The organism is Glutamicibacter nicotianae, assembly GCF_016907615.1.
Classification (GTDB): Bacteria; Actinomycetota; Actinomycetes; order Actinomycetales; family Micrococcaceae; genus Glutamicibacter; species Glutamicibacter nicotianae.
The window spans coordinates 1,328,566-1,352,352 of record NZ_JAFBCH010000001.1 but is presented as its reverse complement, the minus strand read 5'-3'; the positions used below and the strand labels follow the sequence as shown (position 1 = coordinate 1,352,352).

19 protein-coding genes and 1 pseudogene are annotated in these 23,787 nt (G+C 59.6%); 10 read left to right on the top strand and 10 right to left on the bottom strand.

The window, feature by feature from the left end:
* Positions 1–5: 5 nt before the first annotated feature.
* The 5 genes and pseudogenes from JOE62_RS06595 to JOE62_RS06575 form a co-directional block, all read right to left on the bottom strand.
* Entirely contained in the window at positions 6–980 is a 975-nt protein-coding gene (locus tag JOE62_RS06595) for an ADP-ribosylglycohydrolase family protein (RefSeq protein WP_204721283.1), read from the bottom strand.
* 438 nt (positions 981–1,418) lie between these two features.
* A pseudogene (locus tag JOE62_RS06590) lies at positions 1,419–1,880 on the bottom strand (transposase); the annotation flags it as partial.
* 32 nt (positions 1,881–1,912) lie between these two features.
* Entirely contained in the window at positions 1,913–2,356 is a 444-nt protein-coding gene (locus tag JOE62_RS06585; RefSeq protein ID WP_204721279.1) for an IS3 family transposase, read from the bottom strand.
* Positions 2,357–2,360: 4 nt separating this feature from the next.
* The gene (locus JOE62_RS06580) at positions 2,361–2,651 is read right to left on the bottom strand and encodes a transposase (protein WP_204721277.1); all 291 of its coding nucleotides are present in this window, start codon (positions 2,649–2,651) and stop codon (positions 2,361–2,363) included.
* A gap of 1,322 nt (positions 2,652–3,973) precedes the next feature.
* Positions 3,974–5,545, bottom strand: a complete 1,572-nt coding sequence (locus JOE62_RS06575) for a glycoside hydrolase family 68 protein (RefSeq protein ID WP_338085758.1) — start codon at positions 5,543–5,545, stop codon at positions 3,974–3,976.
* A 312-nt stretch (positions 5,546–5,857) separates the two neighbouring features.
* Between JOE62_RS06575 and JOE62_RS06570 the strand changes: the two genes are divergently transcribed.
* Positions 5,858–7,489, top strand: coding sequence for a glycoside hydrolase family 32 protein (locus JOE62_RS06570; RefSeq protein ID WP_204721275.1), 1,632 nt, complete (start codon positions 5,858–5,860; stop codon positions 7,487–7,489).
* Between the two features lie 4 nt (positions 7,490–7,493).
* Here JOE62_RS06570 and JOE62_RS06565 read toward each other — a convergent pair whose 3' ends face one another.
* Positions 7,494–8,528 (bottom strand): LacI family DNA-binding transcriptional regulator, encoded by a 1,035-nt coding sequence (locus tag JOE62_RS06565; protein ID WP_204721273.1) that lies wholly within the window; start codon positions 8,526–8,528, stop codon positions 7,494–7,496.
* 578 nt (positions 8,529–9,106) lie between these two features.
* Between JOE62_RS06565 and JOE62_RS06560 the strand changes: the two genes are divergently transcribed.
* The 4 genes from JOE62_RS06560 (at position 9,107) to JOE62_RS06545 (ending at position 14,670) form a co-directional block, all read left to right on the top strand.
* Positions 9,107–10,132 carry a 3-oxoacyl-ACP synthase III gene (locus JOE62_RS06560; RefSeq protein WP_204721271.1) on the top strand — a complete coding sequence of 342 codons (1,026 nt, stop codon included), beginning with the start codon at positions 9,107–9,109 and terminating at the stop codon, positions 10,130–10,132.
* Complete coding sequence (locus JOE62_RS06555) at positions 10,129–12,717, top strand: alpha/beta fold hydrolase (protein WP_420842174.1); 2,589 nt, start codon at positions 10,129–10,131, stop codon at positions 12,715–12,717. The genes JOE62_RS06560 and JOE62_RS06555 overlap by 4 nt, the downstream gene beginning before the upstream one ends.
* Entirely contained in the window at positions 12,714–13,721 is a 1,008-nt protein-coding gene (locus tag JOE62_RS06550; protein WP_204721269.1) for an NAD-dependent epimerase/dehydratase family protein, read from the top strand. Before JOE62_RS06555 ends, JOE62_RS06550 begins: the two co-directional genes overlap by 4 nt.
* An 88-nt stretch (positions 13,722–13,809) precedes the next feature.
* Entirely contained in the window at positions 13,810–14,670 is an 861-nt protein-coding gene (locus JOE62_RS06545; RefSeq protein WP_204721267.1) for a prephenate dehydratase, read from the top strand.
* 16 nt (positions 14,671–14,686) lie between these two features.
* Here the strand turns inward: JOE62_RS06545 and JOE62_RS06540 are convergent, their stop codons facing one another.
* Positions 14,687–15,361, bottom strand: a complete 675-nt coding sequence (locus tag JOE62_RS06540) for a response regulator (RefSeq protein ID WP_204721265.1) — start codon at positions 15,359–15,361, stop codon at positions 14,687–14,689.
* A 10-nt stretch (positions 15,362–15,371) separates the two neighbouring features.
* Positions 15,372–16,982, bottom strand: a complete 1,611-nt coding sequence (locus tag JOE62_RS06535; RefSeq protein ID WP_239543238.1) for a sensor histidine kinase — start codon at positions 16,980–16,982, stop codon at positions 15,372–15,374.
* 230 nt (positions 16,983–17,212) lie between these two features.
* On the opposite strand from JOE62_RS06535, the gene JOE62_RS06530 reads away from it, so the two are divergent.
* From JOE62_RS06530 to JOE62_RS06515, 4 genes are read left to right on the top strand one after another with little or no spacing between them, the layout of a single operon-like run.
* Complete coding sequence (locus JOE62_RS06530; RefSeq protein WP_204721263.1) at positions 17,213–18,226, top strand: Bug family tripartite tricarboxylate transporter substrate binding protein; 1,014 nt, start codon at positions 17,213–17,215, stop codon at positions 18,224–18,226.
* Complete coding sequence (locus tag JOE62_RS06525) at positions 18,223–18,726, top strand: tripartite tricarboxylate transporter TctB family protein (RefSeq protein ID WP_204721261.1); 504 nt, start codon at positions 18,223–18,225, stop codon at positions 18,724–18,726. The genes JOE62_RS06530 and JOE62_RS06525 overlap by 4 nt, the downstream gene beginning before the upstream one ends.
* 21 nt (positions 18,727–18,747) lie before the next feature.
* On the top strand, positions 18,748–20,334 hold the full coding sequence (locus JOE62_RS06520) for a tripartite tricarboxylate transporter permease (protein WP_204723233.1): 1,587 nt from the start codon (positions 18,748–18,750) through the stop codon (positions 20,332–20,334).
* Positions 20,331–20,732: a universal stress protein gene (locus JOE62_RS06515; RefSeq protein ID WP_204721259.1), complete on the top strand. Its 402-nt coding sequence runs from the start codon at positions 20,331–20,333 to the stop codon at positions 20,730–20,732. Before JOE62_RS06520 ends, JOE62_RS06515 begins: the two co-directional genes overlap by 4 nt.
* Positions 20,733–20,800: 68 nt before the next feature.
* Here the strand turns inward: JOE62_RS06515 and JOE62_RS06510 are convergent, their stop codons facing one another.
* On the bottom strand, positions 20,801–21,202 hold the full coding sequence (locus tag JOE62_RS06510) for a DUF4282 domain-containing protein (RefSeq protein WP_204721257.1): 402 nt from the start codon (positions 21,200–21,202) through the stop codon (positions 20,801–20,803).
* A gap of 177 nt (positions 21,203–21,379) precedes the next feature.
* On the opposite strand from JOE62_RS06510, the gene JOE62_RS06505 reads away from it, so the two are divergent.
* Entirely contained in the window at positions 21,380–22,396 is a 1,017-nt protein-coding gene (locus tag JOE62_RS06505) for a S66 family peptidase (protein WP_204721255.1), read from the top strand.
* Between the two features lie 108 nt (positions 22,397–22,504).
* On the opposite strand, the gene JOE62_RS06500 is transcribed toward JOE62_RS06505, so the two are convergent.
* On the bottom strand, positions 22,505–23,602 hold the full coding sequence (locus tag JOE62_RS06500; RefSeq protein ID WP_204721254.1) for a pyridoxal-phosphate-dependent aminotransferase family protein: 1,098 nt from the start codon (positions 23,600–23,602) through the stop codon (positions 22,505–22,507).
* Positions 23,603–23,787: the final 185 nt, after the last annotated feature.

Genomic DNA, 23,787 nt, shown 5'->3' with positions numbered 1-23,787 from the left:
GGAATTCAACCGGCTAGTTCAGTAGAAATATCTAATAGGTGCTGAATCCTCAGGCCCGGCCATCCATGAACATTTTCCACCCATGGCAAGGGAATGCTCGAATACCCTCTAGCTGCACCAAGTAGCGATCCTGCAATTGCTGCCACGGTGTCGGTGTCTACACCTCCGCGAACTGCCGCTTCCAATGCCGAAACCAGATGATGTTCCTTGCTAGTTTCCTTGGCGTTGGTGATTGCACTCCAAGCACCTTGGAACGCTTCGACCACCCAACCATTCTTGCTGAATTCCCTAGGCTGTCGATTTTCGGCCTGCTCGATGCGCTGTTCCCATGTCATTGCCCGTTCTGGATTGAGCAGTGGCAGTCCGGCACGGATCTCTAGTTCGCCGGTAAGTACCGCGTGCTGAATGGCGACCGTCCACAGGCCACATGCTTCGGCGGCCTCATCATCAAAATGAGTTAGCTTGCTGATCTCCACAGCCGCGCGAAAGGCCACAGCTGGTGGTTCCGACAAATAGGCAAGGGCGACCGGGGCTGTACGCATGAGGCTGCCATTTCCTCCGGAACGTCCAGTTCTGCGATGTAGTTCTTCTGAGCCCGACAGCGCGTCAGCAGTATTTGGTTCGGTTCGTCCTTCTTCGCTCGCTACTCGCTGGGCACGGGAAAGGACGGCCCGTGTCTGGTTGCCGACATCTGGAGCCTGGGCTGCCCATTTGGCCCATTCTCGAATCATGTAGTCGCTGGCCGCAGCATCAAACCTGCCACCGGAACCCAACAGGCCGCGAGCAATGACTATTGCCATCGACGTATCGTCAGTCCACTCCCCCGGTGCGAAATTCCCCAATCCGCCACCGATCATGGAAATTTCTGCGGATTCAGGCATGGGAGCGTTGAATTCGTACCCAGCACCGAGAGCATCGCCAGACGCCATTCCGGCCAGAACTCCACGAATTCGATCTTGCACCTGTAATGGATGTGCCATTTGTGCCTTTCGACGGTTGGATGCCAACGCAGGGAAACTTGCTTGAACCCAATCTAGCGATGCCCAGCGACACTATAGATGAACGTACAGTCCCCTCCGCCGGTAATCTGCTGTTTTCCAGATAGGTCACCTTCTGGACAGGATACTGCTCAGCTTTGCTTCTCGGGTTGCTCGCCATGCATAAAGGAAAACAACCGTTCAGGGTTAGCCCGTTCAACAACAGCACCCGAAGGTGGTGCACCCGCTGCCGGGATACGTAAAAGCGTCAGGAACGGAAGAAGGGTGTGGCACCGATCGAGCATCGGTGGTGCACCCGCTGCCGGGATACGTAAAAGCGTCAGGAACGGAAGAAGGGTGTGGCACCGATCGAGCATCGGTGCCACACCCTTGCAACCTGTCAAGCCCCGGGTTTGGTAGAGGCTCCTTTTCTTGTTTTTCCTACGCGGCTTCCGCGAGCGTGCCAGGCCGTCCCATCCACTGTTGATGAACATCCGCCGGCGACCTGTACCCGAGTGCCGAATGCAGGCGCTGGGAGTTGTACCAGCCAACCCATCGAGAGGTCTCGGCCATGACCTCTACCTGTCCGGACCACTCACGCCGATCAATCAACTCCGCCTTGTAAACAGAGTTCAGCGCTTCGGCCATGGCGTTATCGTACGAATCCCCACGGGAACCAACCGAGGCGACGACCTTCGACTCGGCCAGCGCCTGCCCATACCTAATGGATCGGAATTGCACGCCCCTGTCGCTGTGATGGACAAGGCCGGTCACGTCCTCGCCATCCCTGTATTTCCTTGCCAGAGCCATCATCAACGCGTCCCTGGCCAAGGATTCACGCATGTGGTTCGTCACTTGCCATCCCACGATTTCGCGGCTGAACACATCAAGAATGAACATCGCATAGACCCACCCGCACTAGGTCGGAACATACGTTATATCAGCCACCCAAAGCCTGTTGGGCGCTGCAGCAGTGAACCGCCGGTCCACCAATCCACGGGACATGATTCAGGATCCGCAGAGCGGGTCTTGGGCTTCTTCCGCTTGCGACGCACTCCATCAATCCCCAGGTTCTTCATCAGCCGCTCCACAGTGCACCGGGCAATCGGCCCGAACGCTTCCGCATGCTGATCGTTCATGGCATGCCACATTTTGCGCACCCCATAGCAGGAATAGTTCTCCTCATACACTGCACGGAGCTTCGGCAGTAGTTGTTCGTCGCGCATGCTACGGGCTGAGGGCGGTCGTTTCTTGAACGCATAATACGAGCTCACGGCAATCTGCGCATGGGTGCCTTGCAACGCGCGGATGATCGGCTCGACCCCGAGCTCGTCTTTGTGCTGATCGATGAAATCAACAATTACTTTGAAGGGCACCACGAGCTCACGCCGCGAAGAAAGTCGCTGCCTTCTTCAAGATCTCGTTGGCACGTTTGGTTTCGGCCAGTTCGGCGCGCAGCCGCTTGTTCTCGGCTTCCAAATCAATCGACTGCTCGGGCAGAGCGGCACCACATGTCCTATGCCTGCGGACCCAAGTACGCAGTGTCTCGCTGCTCAGGCCCAGCTCCTTGGCGACTCTCGTGATGGCGCCATTGGAGGTGTCTGGATTCGACTGGGCGTGGAGCACCAGCTCGATAGCTCGGGTTTTCAGTTCATCAGTGTATTTAATCGGCAAGACAGAAGTGTTCCTATTCCAATTTCCTTGCCTCTACTAAACCCGGTACGATTCAACTTCGGAACCAACCACCGAACCAACGGCAGAACCCACTGAAACTTCGGAACCAACCACCGAACCAACAGTAGAACCTACCGAAACCAAGGAACCAACAGCAGAACCAACCGAAGTTCCTGAAGCTCAAGATCCGGAGTCAGGCAACCACGTCGCGCCGGGGGAAGAGAATCTTTCCTACGACAGTGAGTCTTCGTCTGTTGCCGAAGGAACTTACGTATTCAATACGAATACGCATGTCGACGACGGCGACGTTGCTGTAACGTACCGAAGCTCTCCTGAGGCGAAGCCACAAATCATTACCGGGTCAGTCAAAGACGGCAAGCTAACCATCACTGCTGATGATTCGTTCGCCAGTAGCCTCAAAGGCCATAACCAGTTACTGGTTTCCGTTGAGGACTCAAACGGGCATGTAATCTCTGCACTTCTCGCTGGTGCAAGTGCTTTGTCGCTGGACTCGAAGATCGTAGATAGCCGACTCGGCGTCCTACTGGCGGAAACCGGCCAAAAGGAACTTACTTTCAAGATTCCAAATGGGTTCCCACAGATCACGGATGACAACTACGACTTCGAGTTGCAGTACGTCACTTCGGATGGCGAACCAACGGCACTCACTCAGTCGACTTCACTGTCAACGATAGGTCTCTGGTAATAAACGATTCTTGAACGCCCGAGCTAACTGCCGGAACGTACTATCTGAAGGGAACTAAGAAGACGACTTCAGGTTCCGAAGATGATGCTACTGGTGCAAAGTCATGTGTAGCGGCTGAGGATTCAGTAACCGTTTCCACCTGGTTTGGGCTGTTTGCTTCTGCTCCAGAGCCTACGACTGAGCCAACCGAGAACCCAACTGTCGAGTCATCGGAAGATCCTTCCAATGTGCCTTCCGATGATCCAACCTCTGAGCCGTCAGCCGATGTAAGCACACCGTCACAGAGCGCTACTGTCACTCCGTCTTCTTCAAATCATGAACGGGAAACATCCGAGGATGAGAACCACAAGGACGACAGGCTTGCAGAGACCGGAGCTAGCTCTGGCTTACTGCTTGCAGGTGGCCTGGCACTGGGCCTAATTGCAGTGGGTGCTATCGCCATTTCCGTACCTCGTCGAGGTCGCCACGGTTAGTATTCGCTTCGCCGACTAGGAATGCGTGTCGGTAGACAACAGCGGCTCCTCCAACCTTGGTTGGAGGAGCCGCTGTTGTCTAACCGCAATTCGCTTGGGATATTGCCCCTAGCGATATGACAGTCGTTGATGAAGTATTCGAGCTACTTCTTTTTGTTCTTCAGCTCACGGTTGGCTGGGATGTCTGCCCATCCGCCAAGTCCGTTGTTGCCATAGCTGTAGTCGACAGTTGCCGAGTCGCCCTTGATGTTGAGCTTAACGGTTGGGCCCAAGGTGCCACCGCGAACAAAGTTGTCCTTGGTGCCAATGGTATCGATGAACGACTGAACTAGACCGCCGGGCATCACGTAGTGCGAGTATGCCTGGAACTGGCCTGGGTGCTGGTTGTAGTCAGGTGCGAATGGGGTACCTGCTGCGAAGTTCAGGTTCGTTGGGCTGCCAAGTGCCAGACCCGATCCACGGTTCAGTGGCTGGTAGTCACTGCGGATGCCGTTACCAACAAATCCGTAGACGCCTTCTGGACCGTCAATGCCGGTGGCGAAAGTCGAACGGTGGCTAATGGTGAACAGGTAGTACTTGCCATCCTGCATGTAGATCTGCGGACGCTCAGTCTGGTCGGTAACACAGTTAGCCGACAAGATTGGTGGCAGGAATTCCCATTCCGTCAGTGCCTTGTTCTTGGCACGAGCCAGTCCAACGTTACCGATCTGGTAGGTTGCACCGGAGTTGTTGACTTGCTCAACGGTTTCACCGTTGGTTTCGCCTTCGCGGTAACCAAGATCTTCAGCGGTGCACTTGGCATCGTCGCGATCCATGGCCGAGTTGCCTTCAAAGACCATGTAGGTCTCGCCTGGGTGCGCTGGGTCTACAAAGGTGAATGGGTCACGGAAGTTGTAGTAGGAGTTCTGCGCAGCATTCTGGTAGTTCTTACCGTCTGCCTGCAGCAATTCCTTGACCTTGTTGAAGCCGGTCAGCTTCACGCCCTTTTTGTTCGAGTGGACGTGACCAACGCTCAATGCGATGCGTGAGTCATAAGGCTTGACGTCCTGGCCGTCCTTGTCGCGGTAGAAAGCAACGTCGGTGAAAAAGAGCTTAATTTCACCGTTCTTGCTTACGCGTGCGGAGCCCGACCACTGGGTCTGGTGGGTGAAAGACTGATCTTCAAAGATCTTCCCGGTCACGCCTTCGTCGAAGACCTGTCCGCCGTAGGTCCAGCCGCCATCTTCGGGACGTTCGTCAGCAGGGATTCCTGCTGGGCGGTAGAAGTAGCCGATGCGTGCGTACTGGTGACGCTCATCGAAGCCCAACTTGCGGTCGGCAACCAACGAGAAGATGATTTCCTGACCGTTGACGCTGTACTGGTTAGCGTTTTCGTCGATCAGTGGCCAGGTATCCCAGACCCAAACTTCTTCGTTGGACATGTCAGGGAAATCCTGAGATACGGTTGGCATGGTGTATTCCGTAGGCATGGAATTTTCACGCGAACCGGCATCTGGATCAGACATGGCCTTAAGCTGCTTTGCATCAGCACGAGTCCAACGCGAAGTGAAATCGTCGGTTGGGCTGTAGGCCTTCTGGGTGTGCTCGGTTGGCTGGGGGAAGCCTGGTACTGCGTCGGTGGCAGCCATGGCTGGCCCCGAAATCAAGGTAGCACCAAGTGCCCCGATGCTCAGTGCGGCAGTAAGGATGCCGCGCTTCGTGCGTAGTTTGTTCACGATTGTTTGCCTTTGTTCGATATGGAATCGGACAATCGCTCTGACCGTGATACACGTTCTCTCCACAGTCGAATCTAAGGATTCACATAGCCTGTGTCAACGTATCCAAAACGTTTTGGAAGAAGGATCACATTTTTTAGGATTCATAATGAAATCCACGTTACATTTTTTGCAAATCGTTTTGGATGTTGGTTAGCGTGGTTAGCGGTCACTCGTAGTGATGCACGATCTCTCCCCCCAAAATCTCTGCGACGACGCTTCTGCGCCGTCCAACTAGTCTGGCGTTTTGAACCCCAACTATTGGAAAGACCGATGACAGAACCACAGCCACAGAAAACCAAAAAGCTTGTAGCGATAGCAGTACTCTGCGCATTGGTGCTCGGGACTGTGGTGTCATGGCAAATTTTGCATTCCACACCGCAAGCATCTGTTCCCGAAGAGACGCAACCACCTCAGGACGGCTTAACGTTTCAACGTTCCGCGAGCTGGTCTGAGTACCGCCCGGCAACACATCTCACTCCCAATTCAAACTGGATGAACGATCCGCAGCGGCCCTTTTTCCTTGATGGCGTGTGGCATTTTTACTACCTTTACAACGCTGATTACCCGGAAGGTAACGGCACTGAGTGGTATCACGCAACGTCAACTGACTTCATTCATTGGAAGGATGAAGGCGTTGCTATCGAGAAGTACAAAAACGGTCTCGGTGACATCTGGACTGGCAGTGCCGTAGTCGACACCGAGAACACTGCCGGTTTTGGAAAAGATTCAGTCGTCTCTTTGGTAACCCAACAGGTTGATGGCGTGCAGCGTCAGTCCCTGTTCTACTCAACAGACGGCGGTTACTCTTTCACTTCCTACGAAGGCAACCCGGTCATGGACAACCCAGGTGTCGATGCTTGGCGTGATCCCAAGATCGTATGGGACAGGGAACGCAATCAGTGGCTCATGCTCCTGGCCGAAGGAAGCAAAGTCGGGTTCTACACTTCTAGCGATCTAAAGTCTTGGAACTACCAATCAGGTTTTGAAACCACCGGCCTTGGAATCGTCGAATGCCCTGATCTGTTCCAGATGTCCGTAGACGGAGATCCTGAACGAACCACGTGGGTGCTGGGAATCAGTGCCAACGGAGCTGATTCAGGACGCACCACCGGATACACCTATTGGACCGGATCTTTCGACGGCAAGAACTTCTCCGCTGACCAGAATGATCCGCGCTGGCTCGATGCTGGTTCCGACTTCTATGCAGCCGTCACCTGGGATGACCCCCAAGCGCCAGACCAATTGACACATCGCTACGCCATGGGCTGGATGAATAACTGGGCCTACGCAGGCGAACTTCCACTGAGCGATTGGTCCGGCGGAACGATGTCCACGGTACGCCAGCTTTCGCTACGCGACGTAGATGGACAGGCTCAATTATTCTCGGAACCAATCCCTGCCCTCAACGAACTCGAAGGCCAACCAGAAACCTCGGACCCGCAGTCTGTGACCGCAGATCAAAGCGCTTCGCTAGGCAAGGCAACTTCCGATGCTTATCGACTACATATCGATCTCAGCCAAGACAAAAACACCCCCAGCGAAGAAACACTCGTTGAACTCAAAGATACCCACGGAGCTAAAGTCACCGTTGGCTACAACTTCAATGAGCAGAAACTGTACCTAGACCGAGGCGAGGACAAGATCGCAGGCTCCATGCCCGATCTTTACCGCGAGATTCGTAGCGAGCAGCTTCCGGTGCACGATGGGCAGCTTGCCCTTGACATTGTTGTAGATACGACATCCGTTGAGGTCTTCGCACAAGACGGAGAGGTGTCATTGAGTTCCAATGCCTTCCTGACCCCAGGGGGCCACGAGGTGAACCTCAAGTCTCTGGGCGGAACCACCGACGTGCGTGAATCAAAAACAACGCCACTGGCGGTAGCTGAAACTCAACGTCAGTAATTTCTTATGACCGTGGTGCTTTGACCGATTCACGTTGAACCAAATGGCATCGAAGCTTCTCGACGATGCGAGCGCCATTCAGAGCCGTTGCCTGAGTAAAAAGCTGTGACACCGCCCAATGCCCCATCTGATAATGGGGCAAGGCTATGGTGCTAAGTGTTGGAACCAATGCTTGGGTGATCAGTTGAAGATCATCAACGCCAATCACCGACAGGTCTTCTGGGATTCTCAGTCCAAGATCATTGGCTGCCTGATAAACGCCCATGGCAATCTCATCGTTAAAACAGAAGATGGCAGTAGGCCGGTCTTCCCGATCCAGGATGAATCGCCCGGCTTTACGGCCACCGGCAGCATCACCAGTTTCCGCACAAACCCACGCTTCATTCACGGCAATCCCGGCAGCTCGCATGGCCGAACGATATCCTTCTTCGCGCCCAAGAGCGGAAGGGACGTCTTCGTTAACCGTTGCAAAACCAACCCGCTCATGACCGAAACTGAGCAAATGACCCGTGGCGTCAAGACCAATCTGTTTTTCATCAGGAACTACTGATGAAAACTTCAAATCAGGGCTGGAAGCATTGGCCAACACCACCGGAATCTCATCAAGCTCTGTCGGTACGTTGACCGATTGATGCGACATTCGCGCGTAAACCAAACCGTCGACCCGATGGTCAAGCAAGGTACGAATGCCAAGTAACTCTCGTTGAGGGTCCCCGGTGGAGTCAAGGGCAAGAACCACGCTCTGATGTTCAGCAGCCGCATCCTGCGCTCCGCTGATAATTAGTCCTGCATAAGGCGTGACCGCAATGGCGTCACTGAGCAGGCCAACGGTGAAAGTTCGAGAGCTCCTCAGTCCTCGTGCACGCAAATCCGGTGAGTACCCCAGCTCTTGCGCCACCTCTAAGACCCGTGCTCGGGTTGCCGGATTAATAGCGCGTGCTCCGCTTAATGCATGCGAAACCGTGGTGGGAGATACCCCTACAGCGGCGGCAACATCTCGAATGCCAACCCGGGCAGACTTGCCGAGCTTTTTGTCCATATCTTATTTTTTCACATTCTCACGTGACATGTTAATCCGCGAATTAACCGACGCATCGCGGTTTGTTAAAGAGGTGTGAGGTACCACCACATTTTCGGTTCCCCGACAGAATCGCGGAGGGTTTCCCCTCTCCTCCAACAACACAAGACGACTATGGTAAGAGCGTGGCAACTGGTCATGAGGAAACCGCGGCACACCCACCTCCGATGGTCAAGTCATCCGAAAACTACCCAATAATGCTTGCGGTCAATGATCCATACATTTCAGCAATCAGTGCACCACCTTCTCGGTGATGGCCCTACATGGCTCTTGCGTCCGCAAATTCAGCATGATATTCGGATAACAAATAAGGATCTTTCCATGAATCTCAAAGGTCATCTCTGTAGGATCGATTTAGTCTGCGTTATTTCCGTTTCTTGCCCTCGGCTGAAATTGGCTGTTCAAGTTCTACTCACAGCGGGTCAAGGAATAATGTAGGAAGAGCAAAAATACCGTCAGCACCATAGGTGTCTGCCGGTAAAGACGTTTCATCGCAGTATGCACCGCACAGATAGTCCAGCAGAAACGAAGGCAACACTTTGAACGGCAATGCCACCTTTAAACACCATAACGTTGCGCTTTTATCAGTGAACAGCGTCCTCGCACCAGAGGTGGTGAGCTCAGCAGAATTCGATGAGCGGCTGGCTCCAAGTTTGAAACGACTGCGCCTTTCCAAAAAGCTCCTGGAGCGCGTTTCTGGGGTCAAAGAACGCCGCTGGTGGTCCGATGGTGTCGAATTCGATGATGCCGCCATCCTCGCCGGCAAAAAAGCCCTCAACCAAGCTGGTGTTGACGCGAGCCAAATCGGTCTCCTTATTAATACTTCGGTGACCCGACGCAACCTTGAACCGTCCGTCGCGTCCAAAGTCCATAACGGACTGGGGCTGCCTTCCTCAGCAATGAACTTCGACGTGGCCAACGCCTGCCTCGGTTTCGTCAATGGCATGAGCCTGGCGGCGAACATGATCGACTCGGGCCAGATCAAGTACGCCCTGATTGTTGCCGGCGAGGACTCCAAACCGACCCAGGAAACTACTTTCCAGCGCTTGAACGCCGAGACTTCCACGCGCGATGACTACATGCGTGAATTTGCCACCCTGACCCTGGGCTCTGGTGCCGCGGCTGCGGTCATCGGCCCGGCTGATGCTCACCCGGACGCGCACCGCATTCTCGGCGGCGTATCGCGTGCCGGCACCGAGCACCACGAACTGTGCGTCGGAGGCCCCTCGGGCATGTACACGGACACCAAGGGACTGCTGGACAACGGCCTGGAACTGGTGGTGAACGCATGGAACGAAGCCCATCAGTCGGGTTGGAACTGGAAGTCCATGGACCGCTATGTCACCCACCAGGTGTCCAAATCCTATACCAACGCCATCATCAAGGCCGTTGGGCTGGTCAAGGACCGTGTGCCGATCACGTTCTCCAAGTGGGGCAACGTCGGTCCGGCTTCCCTGCCGATGACCCTGTCCCAGGAAGCTGATTCGCTGAAGAAGGGCGACCGGGTGCTCTGCATGGGCGTCGGTTCCGGCCTGAACACCGCGATGATGGAGATTGCCTGGTGACCGAGCTTTTCCCCGGTGTAAATGCAATTTATTCAAAGTATCTGGACGTGCCGTCCACTTCACAGGTGGACAGCCCGGGCACCGAGCACCGGTGGCACATCCTGGACAACCATGAAGAACTCCAGCAACGTGGCATCGAGCCGGTCGGCACCCTGCTGTGCGTGCACGGCAACCCCACCTGGTCCTACCTCTGGCGCAGCCTGCTGAACCACGTCAGCGAGCAGTCGTTGCCGTGGCGCGTGGTGGCAGTCGACCAGCTGGACATGGGCTTCTCCGACCGGACCGGCACGTTCCGCCGCTTGGCCGACCGGGTCAATGACCTGGGCGACCTGACCCGCGCACTGGGGCTCACCGGCAAGGTCACCACGGTCGGCCACGACTGGGGCGGCATCATCTCCCTGGGCTGGGCTGTCTCCCACCAGCAACAGCTGGAAAACGTGGTGCTGACGAACACCGCGATCCATCCGGCAGGCTTCGAGCTTCCCGCCGCGCTGAAACTCGCCTCCCACCCTGCGGTGCATTCCTGGGGCACCAAGACCTCCCCGTCTTTCTTGCAGGTCACCCACTCGCTGGCGCAGCCGGCCTTGGCTCCTGAGGTCCGCAAGGCCTTCATGGCCCCGTACACCAGCGCCGCGAAGCGCGATGGCGTTGCCAACTTTGTCGCCGACATCCCCTTCTCCCCCGAGCACCCGAGCCGTCCTGCCTTGGACGAGATCTCGCAGGCCGTGCGCTCGCTGAAGGTCCCGGCCCTGATGCTCTGGGGTCCGAAGGACCCGGTCTTCTCCGACCGCTACCTGCGCGATCTGCTCTCCCGCCTGCCGCACGCCCAGGTGCACCGCTTTGAGGGCTCCGGCCATCTGGTGGGCGAGGACAACGACATCGCCACCCCGATCTTCCAGTGGCTTGCCGGCGAGAAGGAATCCAGGAACACCTCGCGCGCCGAATCCCTGGGCGATTACCGTCCGATGCTTGCCGAACTCGATTCGCGCACCGATGACCATTCGACCGCTGTCGTGGACATCAACCCTGCGCGCTCGCTGTCCTGGGCCGAGCTGGGGCAGCGGGTGAACGCCCTGGCCACCGGCTTGCGGCAGATCGGGGTGAAGGCCGGAGACCGGGTGAACCTGCTGGTGCCCCCGGGCATCGAGCTGACCTCGCTGATCTACGCCTGCCTGCGCTTGGGCGCGGTCATCGTGGTGGCTGATGCAGGCCTGGGCACCAAGGGCATGGGACGCGCCATCAAGGGTTCCGGCCCCAGCTTCCTGATCGGCATCGAGCGTGCCCTAACCGGCGCACGGCTCTTCGGCTGGCCAGGCACTAGGATTTCTGCAGACAACCTGCCAGCTGCCAAGCGCAAGCTGCTGGGCGTCGCCCACACCTTGCCCGAGCTCTATGCAGCCGGCGGCAAGGCAGCCACCGGGTCCTCGGCATTCGAGCCGGCCGACCCGGATGCCGACGCGGCAGTGCTGTTCACCTCCGGTTCCACCGGCCCGGCCAAGGGCGTGGTGTACACCCATCGCCAGCTGGCAGCCATGCGCGATACCCTGCGCGAAACCTACAACCTGAAGGCCGGTTCCGCACTGGTGGCAGGCTTCGCTCCGTTCGCACTGCTCGGGCCTGCGCTGGGCGCCACCTCGGTCACCCCCGACATGGACGTGACCGCCCCGCGGACCTTGACCGCACAGGCATTGGCCGACGCGGCGGCCGCCGTGCACGCGACCACGGTCTTCGCCTCCCCCGCAGCGCTAGCCAACGTGCTGGAGACCAAGGATGCGTTGGACCAGTCCCAGCGCGAAACCTTGGCCGGGGTCTCGCTGATGCTTTCTGCCGGGGCGCCGATCCCCGAGCCGTTGCTGGCCAAGGTGCAGGAACTGGTTCCGCAGGCAAAGGTCCACACCCCCTACGGCATGACCGAGGCCTTGCCGGTCACCGATATCGACCTTCCCGGCATCCGCACCGCCGGCCAGGGCAATGGCGTGTGCGTGGGCACCGCCGTTGCCGGAGCCACGGTTGCCATCGCGCCGATTGATACGTTGGGCGTGGCCGGCGATCAGCCGGAGTACACCCCGAATGCCACTGGCGAGATCCTGGTGCGCGCGCCGCACGTCAAGGACCGCTACGACCGCTTGTGGATCACCGAAAAGCACAGCAGCTCGATCCCCGGCTGGCATCGCACCGGCGATGTCGGGCACCTGGATGACCAGGGCCGGCTCTGGGTCGAGGGCCGCCTGGGCCATGTGCTGCGCACCGCCAAGGGTGCCATCACCCCGGTGGCGGCCGAGCACGCTGCCGAGTCGGTTGCCGGGGCCGGCCGTGCCGCGCTGGTTGGCGTGGGACCCGACGGAACCCAAGCGGCGGTCGTCGTCATGGAGACCGTGCCCCCGGCCCGCAAGCCGGGCCCGGCCAGCAGCGAACTGGCGCGCCAGGTGCGCTCCGCGGTCGCTGCCACCGGCACCGAGGTGGCCGCCGTCCTGGTGGTGCCCAACCTGCCAACGGATATCCGCCATAATTCCAAGATTGACCGGGCCGCGCTCGCCGACTGGGCTACCGCGACCCTCGCTGGTGGAAGGATCCGCAAGCCATGAATTCATCGGAAAATACTGGCACTGCCCGTCGTGTTCTGGTCACCGGCGCCAGCGGCATGCTCGGCGGCGCTGTGGCCCAGCTGTTGCGCGACAAGGGCCACTATGTGCGCACCTTCCAGCGTGGAGCTTCCGCCTCAGCCACCGATGAAGTCCGCGGCTCGCTGACCGATCAGCAAGCTGTAGCCGCCGCCGTTGAGTCCATGGACGCGGTCATCCACCTGGCGGCCAAGGTCTCCTTCACCGGTGCGTGGGAAGACTTCGTCGCCACAAATATCACGGGTACCAGCAACCTGCTCGAAGCGTCCAAGGATGCAGGGGTCAAGGATTTTGTCTTCGTCTCTTCGCCTTCCGTAGCCCACTTTGGCGCTTCACTGGCTGGCGCCGGTGCGGGCCAAGCTGATCCGGATAAGGCACATGGATCCTATGCGCGATCCAAGGCCGCCGCTGAGTTGCAGGCGCTGGGCGCGGATTCGCCAGCGTTTCGCGTGACCGCGATCCGTCCGCACGTGGTGTGGGGTCCAGGCGACACCCAGCTGGTGGAACGTGTCATCCAGCGAGCCAAAGCCGGACGGCTGCCGTTACTGGATCAGGGTGCGGCACTGATCGACACCACCTATATCGACAATGCCGCTGAAGCAATTGTCCGCGGACTGGAACGCATGGATCACGCCCATGGGCGGGCCCTGGTAGTTACCAACGGCGAACCGCGGCCAGTGGGCGAGCTGATCGCCGGCATCTGCCAAGCAGGCGGCGCCCCGGCGCCCAAGCTGAACGTTCCAGGCTGGCTGGCCCGTGGCGCCGGATCGGTCATCGAGAAGCTGTGGCTTGCCGCCGGTTCGCGCAACCTGGTGCACGATGAACCTCCGATGACCCGCTTCCTAGCCGAGCAGCTGTCTACCGCGCACTGGTTCGACCAGCGGGCAACGCAGGAAATCCTCGATTGGAAGCCCGAAGTCACCATCGACGAGGGACTGCAGAAGCTCGCCGCGCACTACCGGAACTAATTGGCCTGCAAGGCGCCCGGCAGCCGCCTCGACGTCATCTGCTTTCTCCGATTCCGGCCCCGGCATGGGGCTGGGATATGTTGGTTCAATGCGCAAGAAGATTTCCTACCAGGGCGAAGCCGGTTCCAACTCGAATATGGCCTGCATGCAGCGTTTCCCTGAGATGGAAGCCATTCCGTGCGCCAGCTTCGAGGATGCCTTCGCCATGGTGGAAAACGGCGAGGCCGAGCTGGCAATGATTCCGATCGAGAACTCCATCGCCGGCCGCGTTGCCGACATTCATGTCCTGCTCCCCGAATCGGATCTGCACATTATCGGCGAGCACTACCTGCGCATCCGCTTCGATCTGCTCGGGCTGCCTGGCAGCAGCATCGCCGAGGCCACCGAGGTGCACAGCCACATCCATGCACTGGGCCAGTGCCGCAAGATCATCCGCGAGCACGGGCTGACCCCGGTCATCGCCGGTGATACCGCAGGTTCGGCGCGCGAAGTGCGCGACTGGAATGATCCTTCCAAGCTCTCGCTCGCTCCGCCCATGGCCGCCGAGCTCTACGGCTTGGACGTGCTGGCCTCCGGGGTCGAGGATGACCAGACGAATACGACCCGCTTCGTGGTGCTCGCCCGCGAGCAGCAATTGCCGCACCGGTCCCAGCTTCCCGACGCGGTGATCACCACCCTGGTGTTCCAGGCACGCAACGTGCCCAGCGCCCTGTACAAGGCATTAGGCGGATTCGCGACGAACGGCGTGAATATCACCCGGTTGGAAAGCTACATGGTCGGTTCGTCCTTCGCCGCCACCACCTTCATGGTGGACATCGAAGGCCACCCCGAAGACCTGCCCGTGCGATTAGCTTTGGAAGAATTGGAATTCTTCACCTGGGAAATCAAGATCCTCGGCACCTACGCGGCCAGCGAGCATCGCAAACGCAATTCGGCGGCATTCGTCTAGGCCAGTCTCTGGAGAACTATGCCCGCCAGGAGTAGCGGCGTTCGGGCCTGCCAACTCCCCCGTAGCGCAGATTCACCTGCGCCAAGTTCTCCTCGGCAAGGTACTCCAGGTACCGGCGGGCGCTGACCCGGGAGGTCCCGAGCTTTTCAGCCGTTTCGGTGGCCGAGATGGGTTCGGCGGCTTCCTTGACGATGTTCTGGACCAGCTCCATGGTTTCGGCGCTGCAGCCTTTGGGCAGCGGGCGACGCTGCTGTCCGGCGAGGCCGAAGAGCCTGTTGACGTCGGCTTGCTGCAGTTCCTGGTCGGTGGCCTGCCCCAGCGGCTGGTAGGTCTTGGCGTAGTGCTCCAGGCGCTCGCGCAGGTCCTCGCGCGAGAAGGGCTTCATCAGATAGTGGACTATGCCGCCTCGAAGCGCCCGACGCACGGTATCCATTTCCCGCGCCGCACTGATCACCAGCACATCCAGGTCCGGCTGGACTTCGCGCAGCCGCTGCAAGAGGTCCAGTCCATTCATGTCGGGCAAGTGGATGTCGAGCAAGATCAGATCCGGAGATAGCGCGGCGGCGGCCTTGAGCGCGTCCCCGGCCGAGTGCGCGACGCCAACCACGGTGAACTCCGGCTCGCTGTTGACGAAACCTGCGTGCACCTTGGCAACCATGAAGTCATCGTCGATCACCAGTACTTTGATCACTTCTTGCGTCCTACTTCCTGAGCGTAGCGGTAAACCGGGCGCCGCTGGCATTGGCAGCTGCGAGCTCCCCGCCGCGGCGTCGGCAAACAAGGCGGCTGATGGCAAGTCCAAAGCCCCTGCCGCCGGAGACAGCGCTGTCCTTGGTGGAGAAGCCCTGAGTGAAGATCTCATCGATGGCATCCTCGGCGATCCCTTCACCATTGTCACTCACGACGATCCGCACCATGTCATTGGTGTCTTCGATACCGACCTTGATTTCCGGGGCGGATGCCGAGATGGCCGCGTCCATCGCATTGTCGACGAGATTGCCGATCACCGTGGTCAGATCCCGCGCCAGCTGGTCCTCGCACCGGCCCAAGGCCGAGTTCGGCACCATCGCCAGGTGCATCCCGCGTTCGGTGGCGACGCTGGACTTGGCAATCAGCAGCGCGGCAATCGTGGGTTCTGCGATGCAGGCGGAGACGTCCTCGAAGATCTTGCTCCTGCTGAAGCTCACGCCATCGATGAAGCCCACGACCTCGTCGTATTCCTCGAGCTGGATCAACCCGGAAATCGCGTGCAGCTGGTTGGCGAATTCGTGGGTCTGCGCCCTGAGCATGTCGGCCGTGGCCTTGCTGTCGCCCAGTTCCTGCTCTAGCAGGGTCAGTTCGGTCTTGTCGCGGAAGGTGGTGACGGAGCCCAGGTCCCGTCTGGCGGTCTTGACCGGCATGCGGTTGAACACCAGGACCCGCTCGCCGACAAGGAATTGGCGGTCGGGCTGCTCCTGGCTGGTGTTCAGCGCGTGCCGCACCTGCGGTGCCACCTCCAATTCGTCCAGGGTCTTGCCGACGCAGTCATCGGGCAGTTGCAGCAGCTCGACGGCGATGTCATTGGCCAGCATCACCCGGCTGTCCGGAGACACCGAGATGATGCCTTCCTTGACTCCGTGCAGCAGGGCCTCTCGGTGCTCGAACAGCTCGGCGATTTCCCCCGGTTCCATCCCGCGGGTCTGGTGCTTGACCCTGCGCGAGAGCAGTACCGAGCCGGTGGTTCCCAGCACCAGGGAAATGAGCAGGGTGGCCAAGGCGCTGGGAGCGATATCCTGGATCATCTCGGTGGTGCTGGGATAGCTTTGGCCGGCGCTGACAATGCCGACCATCTTCCCGTCGTCATCCAGCACCGGTACCTGGGCAATCAGCACATGGTTGCCATTGCGCCAGATTTCCCCGGTCCATCCGCGGCCTTCGGCGACAGCGGATTCGGGGTGCAGGATCGAGGTTCCCACTTCATCGGGGTAGCTGGAGGTGATGACAGTGCCCTGGGGATCGGCGATGATCACGAATTGCAATCCCGAGGTGCTGCGTACCGATTCACCCATGGCAGGCAACGCCGAGCCCATTTCCGGCTCCGCTTGCGGAAGCAGAACGCGCAGCAGCGGGTTGGCGGCCAGCGATTCGGCTGCCGAGAGGCTGCGGCGCCCCTCGATCTTCTCGAAGTTATTGGTGGCCTGGGTCAGCGCGACCGTGATGACTCCGGCGAGCACCACCGCGATAATCAGCAATTGCAGGACCAGATACTGTCCGGCCAGGGTCATCCTGCGGCGCGGGTACAGCTGAGCGAGAAATAAACGCACGGTCTTCATTGCCTCGCCCCCAAAAATCCAGAATTCCATTGCGCCCCCGGCAAGCCCCCGCTGGGCGGCTTGCAGCTGGCACTGTGCTACCTTACCGAAGATTTGAATGGTTCAGATCACAATTTCTGGTTACACAATGAACAGTATTTTCTTTGAGTACGCAAGAGTGACCTGATTCACCATCGCGCATATGTTGGAATCACTCGCAACCCCGATGAAAGCAAAGAGGCTGAGTCAACATGAAACCATTCAAGTCCTTCCGTGCGCTGACGGCGCTGGCCGCCGCTGCCGCGCTTGCACTGACCGCCACCGGCTGCGGCGTGACCTCCGAGACCTCCAGCACCGACGCTGCAGAGTCCAAGGGCCCAATCGCGAACCTTCGCATCATGGTGCCTAACACGCCAGGCGGCGGCTACGATACCACCGCTCGCGTTGCCGCCAAGGTGATGGATGACGCTTCGCTGGCCAGCAACCCAGAAGTCTTCAACCTTGCAGGTGCCGGCGGCACCGTCGGCCTGGCCCGCATTGTCAATGAAAAGGGCAATGGCGATTTGGCCATGCTCATGGGCCTGGGCGTGGTCGGTGCCAGCTACACCAACGAAACCGACGCCAAGCTGACCGATACCACGCCGATTGCCAAGCTCATCGAAGAGCCCGGAGCGATCATGGTGTCCAAGGATTCGCCATACAAGACCATCGACGAATTGGTGAAGGCCTGGAAGGAGGATCCGAGCAAGCTCTCGGTCGGCGGCGGCTCCTCCCCTGGCGGACCTGACCACCTGCTGCCGATGCAGCTGGCCGAAGCCGTGGGCATTGATCCCAAGGACGTGAACTTCGTGTCCTACGACGGCGGCGGCGATTTGCTGCCTGCCATCCTGGGCAACAAGCTGGCCTTCGCGGCCTCCGGTGCCGGCGAGTACATGCAGCAGATCGAAGAGGGCTCCGTGCGCGTGCTGGCCACCAGCGGCGAGGAGCGCCTCGAAGGCGTGGACGCACCAACCCTAAAGGAATCGGGTATCGACCTGGTGTTCTCCAACTGGCGCGGCCTGGTGGCTCCACCGGAGATCTCCGAGGAGGACAAGGCCAAATGGGTCAACCTGATCACCGAAATGCATGATTCGGCCGAATGGCAGGAAGCCTTGAAGACCAACGGCTGGAGCGACGCCTTCATGACCGGCGATGAGTTCTCCGCCTTCCTCACCGAGCAGGACGAGCGCGTTGCCAACGTCCTGAAAACCCTGGGTCTGGCGTGAGCGAATTAAGCACCGCAAAGAAGAAACGCGTCGAACTCCTGTTCGCCGCGTTTCTTCTTCTCGTCGGAATCATCGTGTTTGTTGATGCGTCTCAGCTGCATGTGACGTACTCCCAGGCAGACGTGGTCGGCCCCAAGGCCCTGCCCTACGTCGTCTCGGGCATTCTTGTTCTTTCAGCCATCGCCTTGGCCATCACCGTGATGCGCGGAAACCTCGCCGAGGGCGAGGAAGGCGAAGACGTGGATCTGAGCCAGCCCTCGGATTGGAAGGTCCTGCTGCCGCTGATCGGCGTCTTCGTGCTGAACCTGCTGATCGTGAACTGGGCCGGCTGGGTCATCTCCGGAACCATCATGTTCTTCGGTGCGGCGACCTGCCTGGGCGCCCGACGCTGGGTTTTGACCTTGGTCATTTCCCTCGCACTGGCTCTCGGTTCCTTCTACGGCTTCTACCTTGGCCTGGGCATCAAGCTTCCGGCCGGAATCCTCTCGGGGGTGCTGTAAGTGGAAACTCTTGACCTCTTGATGGGCGGCTTCGCCTCGGCGCTGACCCCGATCAATCTGCTCTTCGCCTTCGCCGGAGTCCTCCTAGGCACCGCTGTTGGCGTGCTGCCGGGCATCGGCCCGGCCATGGCCGTGGCCTTGCTGCTACCCTTGACCTTCGGCATGGAAACCTCCAGTGCGCTGATCATGTTCGCGGGCATCTACTACGGCGGGATGTATGGCGGGTCGACCACCTCGATCCTGCTCAATACCCCTGGCGAATCCGCGACAGTCATCACCGCCATCGAAGGCCACAAGATGGCCAAGGCGGGCCGGGCGGCGCAAGCTCTGGCCACCGCGGCCATCGGCTCGTTCGTTGCTGGCACCATCGGCACCGCGCTGCTGGTGACCGTTGCCCCGATCGTCGTGAAGTTCGCCGTGACCCTGGGCGCGCCGAGCTACTTCGCAATCATGGTCCTCGCTTTGGTCACCGTGACCGCCGTGCTGGGTTCTTCCAAGATCCGCGGTTTCGCCGCCTTGGGCCTGGGCCTGGCCATCGGCCTGGTCGGCATGGACCCGGTCTCCGGGCAGAGCCGCCTGACCTTCGGCTTCGCGCCACTGGTCGACGGCATGGACATTGTGGTGGTCGCCGTGGCGATCTTCGCCATTGGCGAGGCGCTGTGGATTGCCGCGCACCTGCGCACCAGCCCTGCACGCACCATTCCGGTGGGTGCCCCGTGGATGGGCAAGGAAGACTGGAAGCGTTCGTGGAAGCCCTGGCTTCGCGGCACCGCCTACGGGTTCCCCTTCGGCGCGCTGCCTGCCGGCGGTGCCGAAGTTCCGACCTTCCTCTCCTATGTCACGGAGAAGAAGCTCTCCAAGCATCCGGAGGAGTTCGGCCACGGCGCCATCGAGGGCGTTGCCGGCCCGGAAGCTGCCAACAATGCCTCGGCCGCTGGCACGCTGACTCCAATGCTTGCCCTGGGCCTGCCCACCAATGCCACCGCTGCGGTGATGCTGGCGTTCTTGACCATGAAGGGCATCCAGCCCGGTCCGCTGCTCTTCGAGAATGAACCCGATTTGGTATGGGCGCTGATTGCCAGCTTGTTCATCGGCAACACGCTGCTGCTGCTGATCAACCTGCCTTTGGCACCGCTATGGGCTAAGTTGCTGAAGATCCCGCGCCCCTACCTGTATGCGGGCATCTTGTTCTTCGCTACGCTCGGTGCCTTCTCGGTGAACATGCAGGTCGCCGACCTCTGGCTGCTGCTGATCATCGGCTTGCTGGGCTTCGCCTTGCGCCGCTTCGGCCTCCCGGTGCTTCCGCTGATTCTGGGTGTCATCATCGGCCCCATGGCCGAGGAACAGCTGCGCAAGACCTTCCAGCTCAGTGCCGGCAAGGTCTCGGGGCTGTGGAGCGAGCCGCTGGCCGTGGGCATCTACGTGCTCATCGCCTTCCTGCTCCTGCTGCCGGTGCTGATCTCCATCATCCGGCGCAAGCGCGGAACCGGATCGGACGTTGCCGTAGCCCTGCTGGGCGAGAACGCAGCTGGCGGCGACCAGACCGAGCTGGCAGAGCCTGCCCACCGCAATGAACACAGCCACGGTGCTGGAAGGAATGAATCATGACAATCGTAGTGGGGTACATCCCCTCGCCTGAAGGCGAAGCCGCCCTGGAACGGGCAATTATCGAGGCTAGGCGCAGCGAGGCCCGATTGATCGTGGTGAACTCCTCCAAAGGCGACCAGCTGGTAGACGACAGGCTCATTGATGCGAAGCAGTATCACGAGCTGGAAGCCCGGCTTGCTGAGGCAGGCATCGATTTCTGGATTGAACGCCATTCCCAGGGAGCCGATGCGGCAGACCAGATCCTGCACATCGCCGAGGCGCAACGTGCTGAACTGATCGTGATCGGTCTGCGCAAGCGCACGGCCATGGGCAAGTTCCTCATGGGGAGCAATGCGCAACGGATCCTGCTCCAAGCCTCCTGCCCGGTGCTTTCGCTGAAGGCATCCAGCGACTGGTAATCCTGCCAGTCCTTCGCGCGAAACGGCCGATGGCCCGCACCAGTGGTGCGGGCCATCGGCCGTTGCCCCTACTTCTGGTAGGGGTTGGCTGGCGGAGTGTTGTTGCCTCCATTGGCTGTTGGATCCTGCGGCTGCTGCGGAACCGGCGGGTTTCCCGGGTGCGGGCGGTAGCCGCCGTCTGCCGGCGGGATGCCCCCGGCCAGGCGAACCAGTTCAGTGGTGTTCTCCGCGGTGCGGATCTGCGCCAGCAAGGATTCGAGGCTTGCACGGACCAGAACCAAGTAGACCAGGGACACCAAGGGACCGACGATCAAGAGCATCAAGAAGCCGAGCATTGCATCGGACATGAACCCTGTAATCACCAGTCCGAGGTAGCCGATAGCCAACAGAACCATGATCAAGATGTAGACGATCTTGATGATCGATGGCGTGATGAACTGCCTGAAATCCAAGTCGAAGAGGGACTTCACCGTATTTCCTGCTTTCTTTAGAGAAATCGTGCTGTCACACCCACGCTATCGAATTTCTCAGGAATCGCACAGTAGCTGAAGCGGAATATCATCATTTGTTGCAAAAATTTCTCCGACAATTCCCGAACAGTCACTGCAGCTATTCTCCCAAGCTACGCCAGGGCCTAGACTGGTGGAATGCCAAGCCCACTGAAGCCGACCGTCATCCCTGCCCGATTGCAAGCCGGAGACGCCGTCAGGGTCATCGCCCCCTCGTGTTCCCGCACCTTCGTGATGGAATTCGACAATACGCAATGGATCAATGAACGCTTCGATGCCATGGGGCTCAAGCTGGAATTCGGCGAGCACGTGGATGAGAATGACGATTTCGACAGCTCATCCATCCCATCGCGCGTGGCCGATCTGCATGCCGCGTTTGCTGATGCATCTGTCGCAGGGATCATCTCTGTCATTGGCGGCTTCAATTCCAACGAGCTGCTCCCCTACCTCGACTGGGAGCTCATTGCCGCCAACCCCAAGGTCTTCTGCGGCTACTCGGATTTCACCGCGCTGGCCAACGCCGTGCACGCCAAGACCGGGTTAGTGACCTACATCGGCGCGCACTGGTCCAGCTTCGGCATGCGCGATCACTTCGAGCCGACCGGCCAGTGGTTCCGGGCGGCAACCCACGAGCATGCTTGGAGCATCGAGCACGCCACTGAATTCACCGACGACCTGTGGTTCATGGACCAGGACAATCGCAGCGTCAACGCAACCAGCGGACCATGGATCCTGAACGAAGGCGCTGCCACGGGCATGGTGATCGGCGGGAACCTGGGCACGCTGAGGCTACTGCAGGGAACCGAGTTCATGCCGTCATTGGACGGGGCTGTACTATTCGTCGAAGACGACGGCGCCGCGGACATCCACGAATTCGCGCGCAGCCTTGCCTCGCTGCTGCAGATTCCTGAAGCCGAGAAAATCCGCGGCCTTGCCATCGGCCGATTCCAGCTCGAATCAAGCATCACCCGCAGCCTGCTGGAGCAAGTAATCGCAAAGCACCCGATTCTGCAGGATCTTCCGGTAGTGGCCAACCTCGACTTCGGGCATACCTCGCCGATGTTCACCATACCGATCGGCGGATACGCAACGCTCTCGACCAGCGATGATGCAGTCCAGCTGCGCTTTGCGCATGCACGGAATCAGCTGAGCTGAAACAAGGGCAAAGGCAAAAGGAGGACCTAGCCAGGATTTCCTGGCTAGTCCCTCCTCCCGTGGCCTTCCAACCCGTTTGGTGTTCTGCGGCCCGGTCCCTTTGACGGTCTAGGCCTTGGCGATCGCTTCCTTCAGCGCGGACAGCAGCAACGCCACCGACCCCGGATTCGCGTTGGGGCCCATCATGCCGATGCGCCACACGGTGCTCGCGTACTTGCCCACGCCGCCGCCGATTTCAATATTGAAGCGGTCAAGCAGGTAGCCACGGACCTTCGCAGAGTCAACGCCTTCAGGAACGTAGACGGTGGTCAGCTGCGGCAGGCGGAAACCCTCCTGGGCAAAGAGCTCCAAGCCCATTTCCTGCAAGCCAGCTTGCAGCAACCCGCCAGCTTCCTGGTGGCGAGCAGTTACTGCTTCCAGGCCCTCGGCCATGATCCGGTCGATGCCAGCCTCCAGCGAAGCAACCATCGCGACCGGCGCGGTGTGGTGGTAGGTGCGCTGCCCTCCGGTGGGACCGGTGGCGTAGCCGCCGAGCAAGCCCAGATCCAGGTACCAGGACTGCGGCTTCTGGACCCGGCGTTCGAAAGCGCGGTCCGAAATCGTGAATGGCGCCAGGCCGGGAGCCACACCGAGGCATTTCTGCGTGCCTGCATAGCCGACGTCGACGCCCCATTCATCTGCCAGCACTGGCATGCCGCCAATGGAGGTCACTGCATCGGTGATCAGAAGGGCGTCGCCCTTGATTGCTCCGAGCGCGGCAATATTGGAAACAACGCCGGTACTGGTTTCGGCATGCACGCCGGCAATGACGGTGGGGTTCGGGTGCGCTGCGGCAACGCGTTCGGCGTCGATTGGAGTTCCGTATTCATGCTCAACGCGGACCACTTCCGCGCCAACGCGCGAGGCAACTTCGCACATGCGCTCGCCGAACAGGCCGTTGATGGCGATGACCGCAACGTCGCCCGGATTGATGGTGTTCACGAACGCGGCTTCCATGCCGGCTGATCCCGTCGCGCTCAGCGGCAGGGTGCGGGAGTTCTTGGTTCCCCAAAGAGTGCGCAAGCCATCGGCAACGCGGTCCATGCGCGCGATGAACTCCGGATCCAAATGTCCCAGCAGCGGCAGGCCCAATGCGGCCGTGGCTTCTGGGTACGGGTTGCAGGGACCTGGTCCGAACAGATGGCGCTGAAGAACAGTCTTGCTCATGACGACTCTCTTTCATCTCAATGGGATGTTCCAACTAGAGCCCAGCTTATCCCTCATTTCACGGCAAAACGAAACATATCTTCCGCAGTGCAAAATTTTCAGCGAGAGCTGCGCAGCTTCGGGCACGAGCGCGGAGAGATATTCCGCCAATACTGCTGGAGATTCAGGAATGGCGGCGTGCGGGT

Bases quoted from the DNA above. Each gene is read 5' to 3' on its own strand.
- JOE62_RS06595 (WP_204721283.1), bottom strand. From the start codon at position 980: ATGGCACATCCATTACAGGTGCAAGATCGAATTCGTGGAGTTCTGGCC.
- JOE62_RS06570 (WP_204721275.1), top strand. From the start codon at position 5,858: ATGACAGAACCACAGCCACAGAAAACCAAAAAGCTTGTAGCGATAGCA.
- JOE62_RS06565 (WP_204721273.1), bottom strand. From the start codon at position 8,528: ATGGACAAAAAGCTCGGCAAGTCTGCCCGGGTTGGCATTCGAGATGTT.
- JOE62_RS06550 (WP_204721269.1), top strand. From the start codon at position 12,714: ATGAATTCATCGGAAAATACTGGCACTGCCCGTCGTGTTCTGGTCACC.
- JOE62_RS06545 (WP_204721267.1), top strand. From the start codon at position 13,810: ATGCGCAAGAAGATTTCCTACCAGGGCGAAGCCGGTTCCAACTCGAAT.
- JOE62_RS06535 (WP_239543238.1), bottom strand. From the start codon at position 16,982: ATGAAGACCGTGCGTTTATTTCTCGCTCAGCTGTACCCGCGCCGCAGG.
- JOE62_RS06530 (WP_204721263.1), top strand. From the start codon at position 17,213: ATGAAACCATTCAAGTCCTTCCGTGCGCTGACGGCGCTGGCCGCCGCT.
- JOE62_RS06520 (WP_204723233.1), top strand. From the start codon at position 18,748: ATGGGCGGCTTCGCCTCGGCGCTGACCCCGATCAATCTGCTCTTCGCC.
- JOE62_RS06515 (WP_204721259.1), top strand. From the start codon at position 20,331: ATGACAATCGTAGTGGGGTACATCCCCTCGCCTGAAGGCGAAGCCGCC.
- JOE62_RS06505 (WP_204721255.1), top strand. From the start codon at position 21,380: ATGCCAAGCCCACTGAAGCCGACCGTCATCCCTGCCCGATTGCAAGCC.
- JOE62_RS06500 (WP_204721254.1), bottom strand. From the start codon at position 23,602: ATGAGCAAGACTGTTCTTCAGCGCCATCTGTTCGGACCAGGTCCCTGC.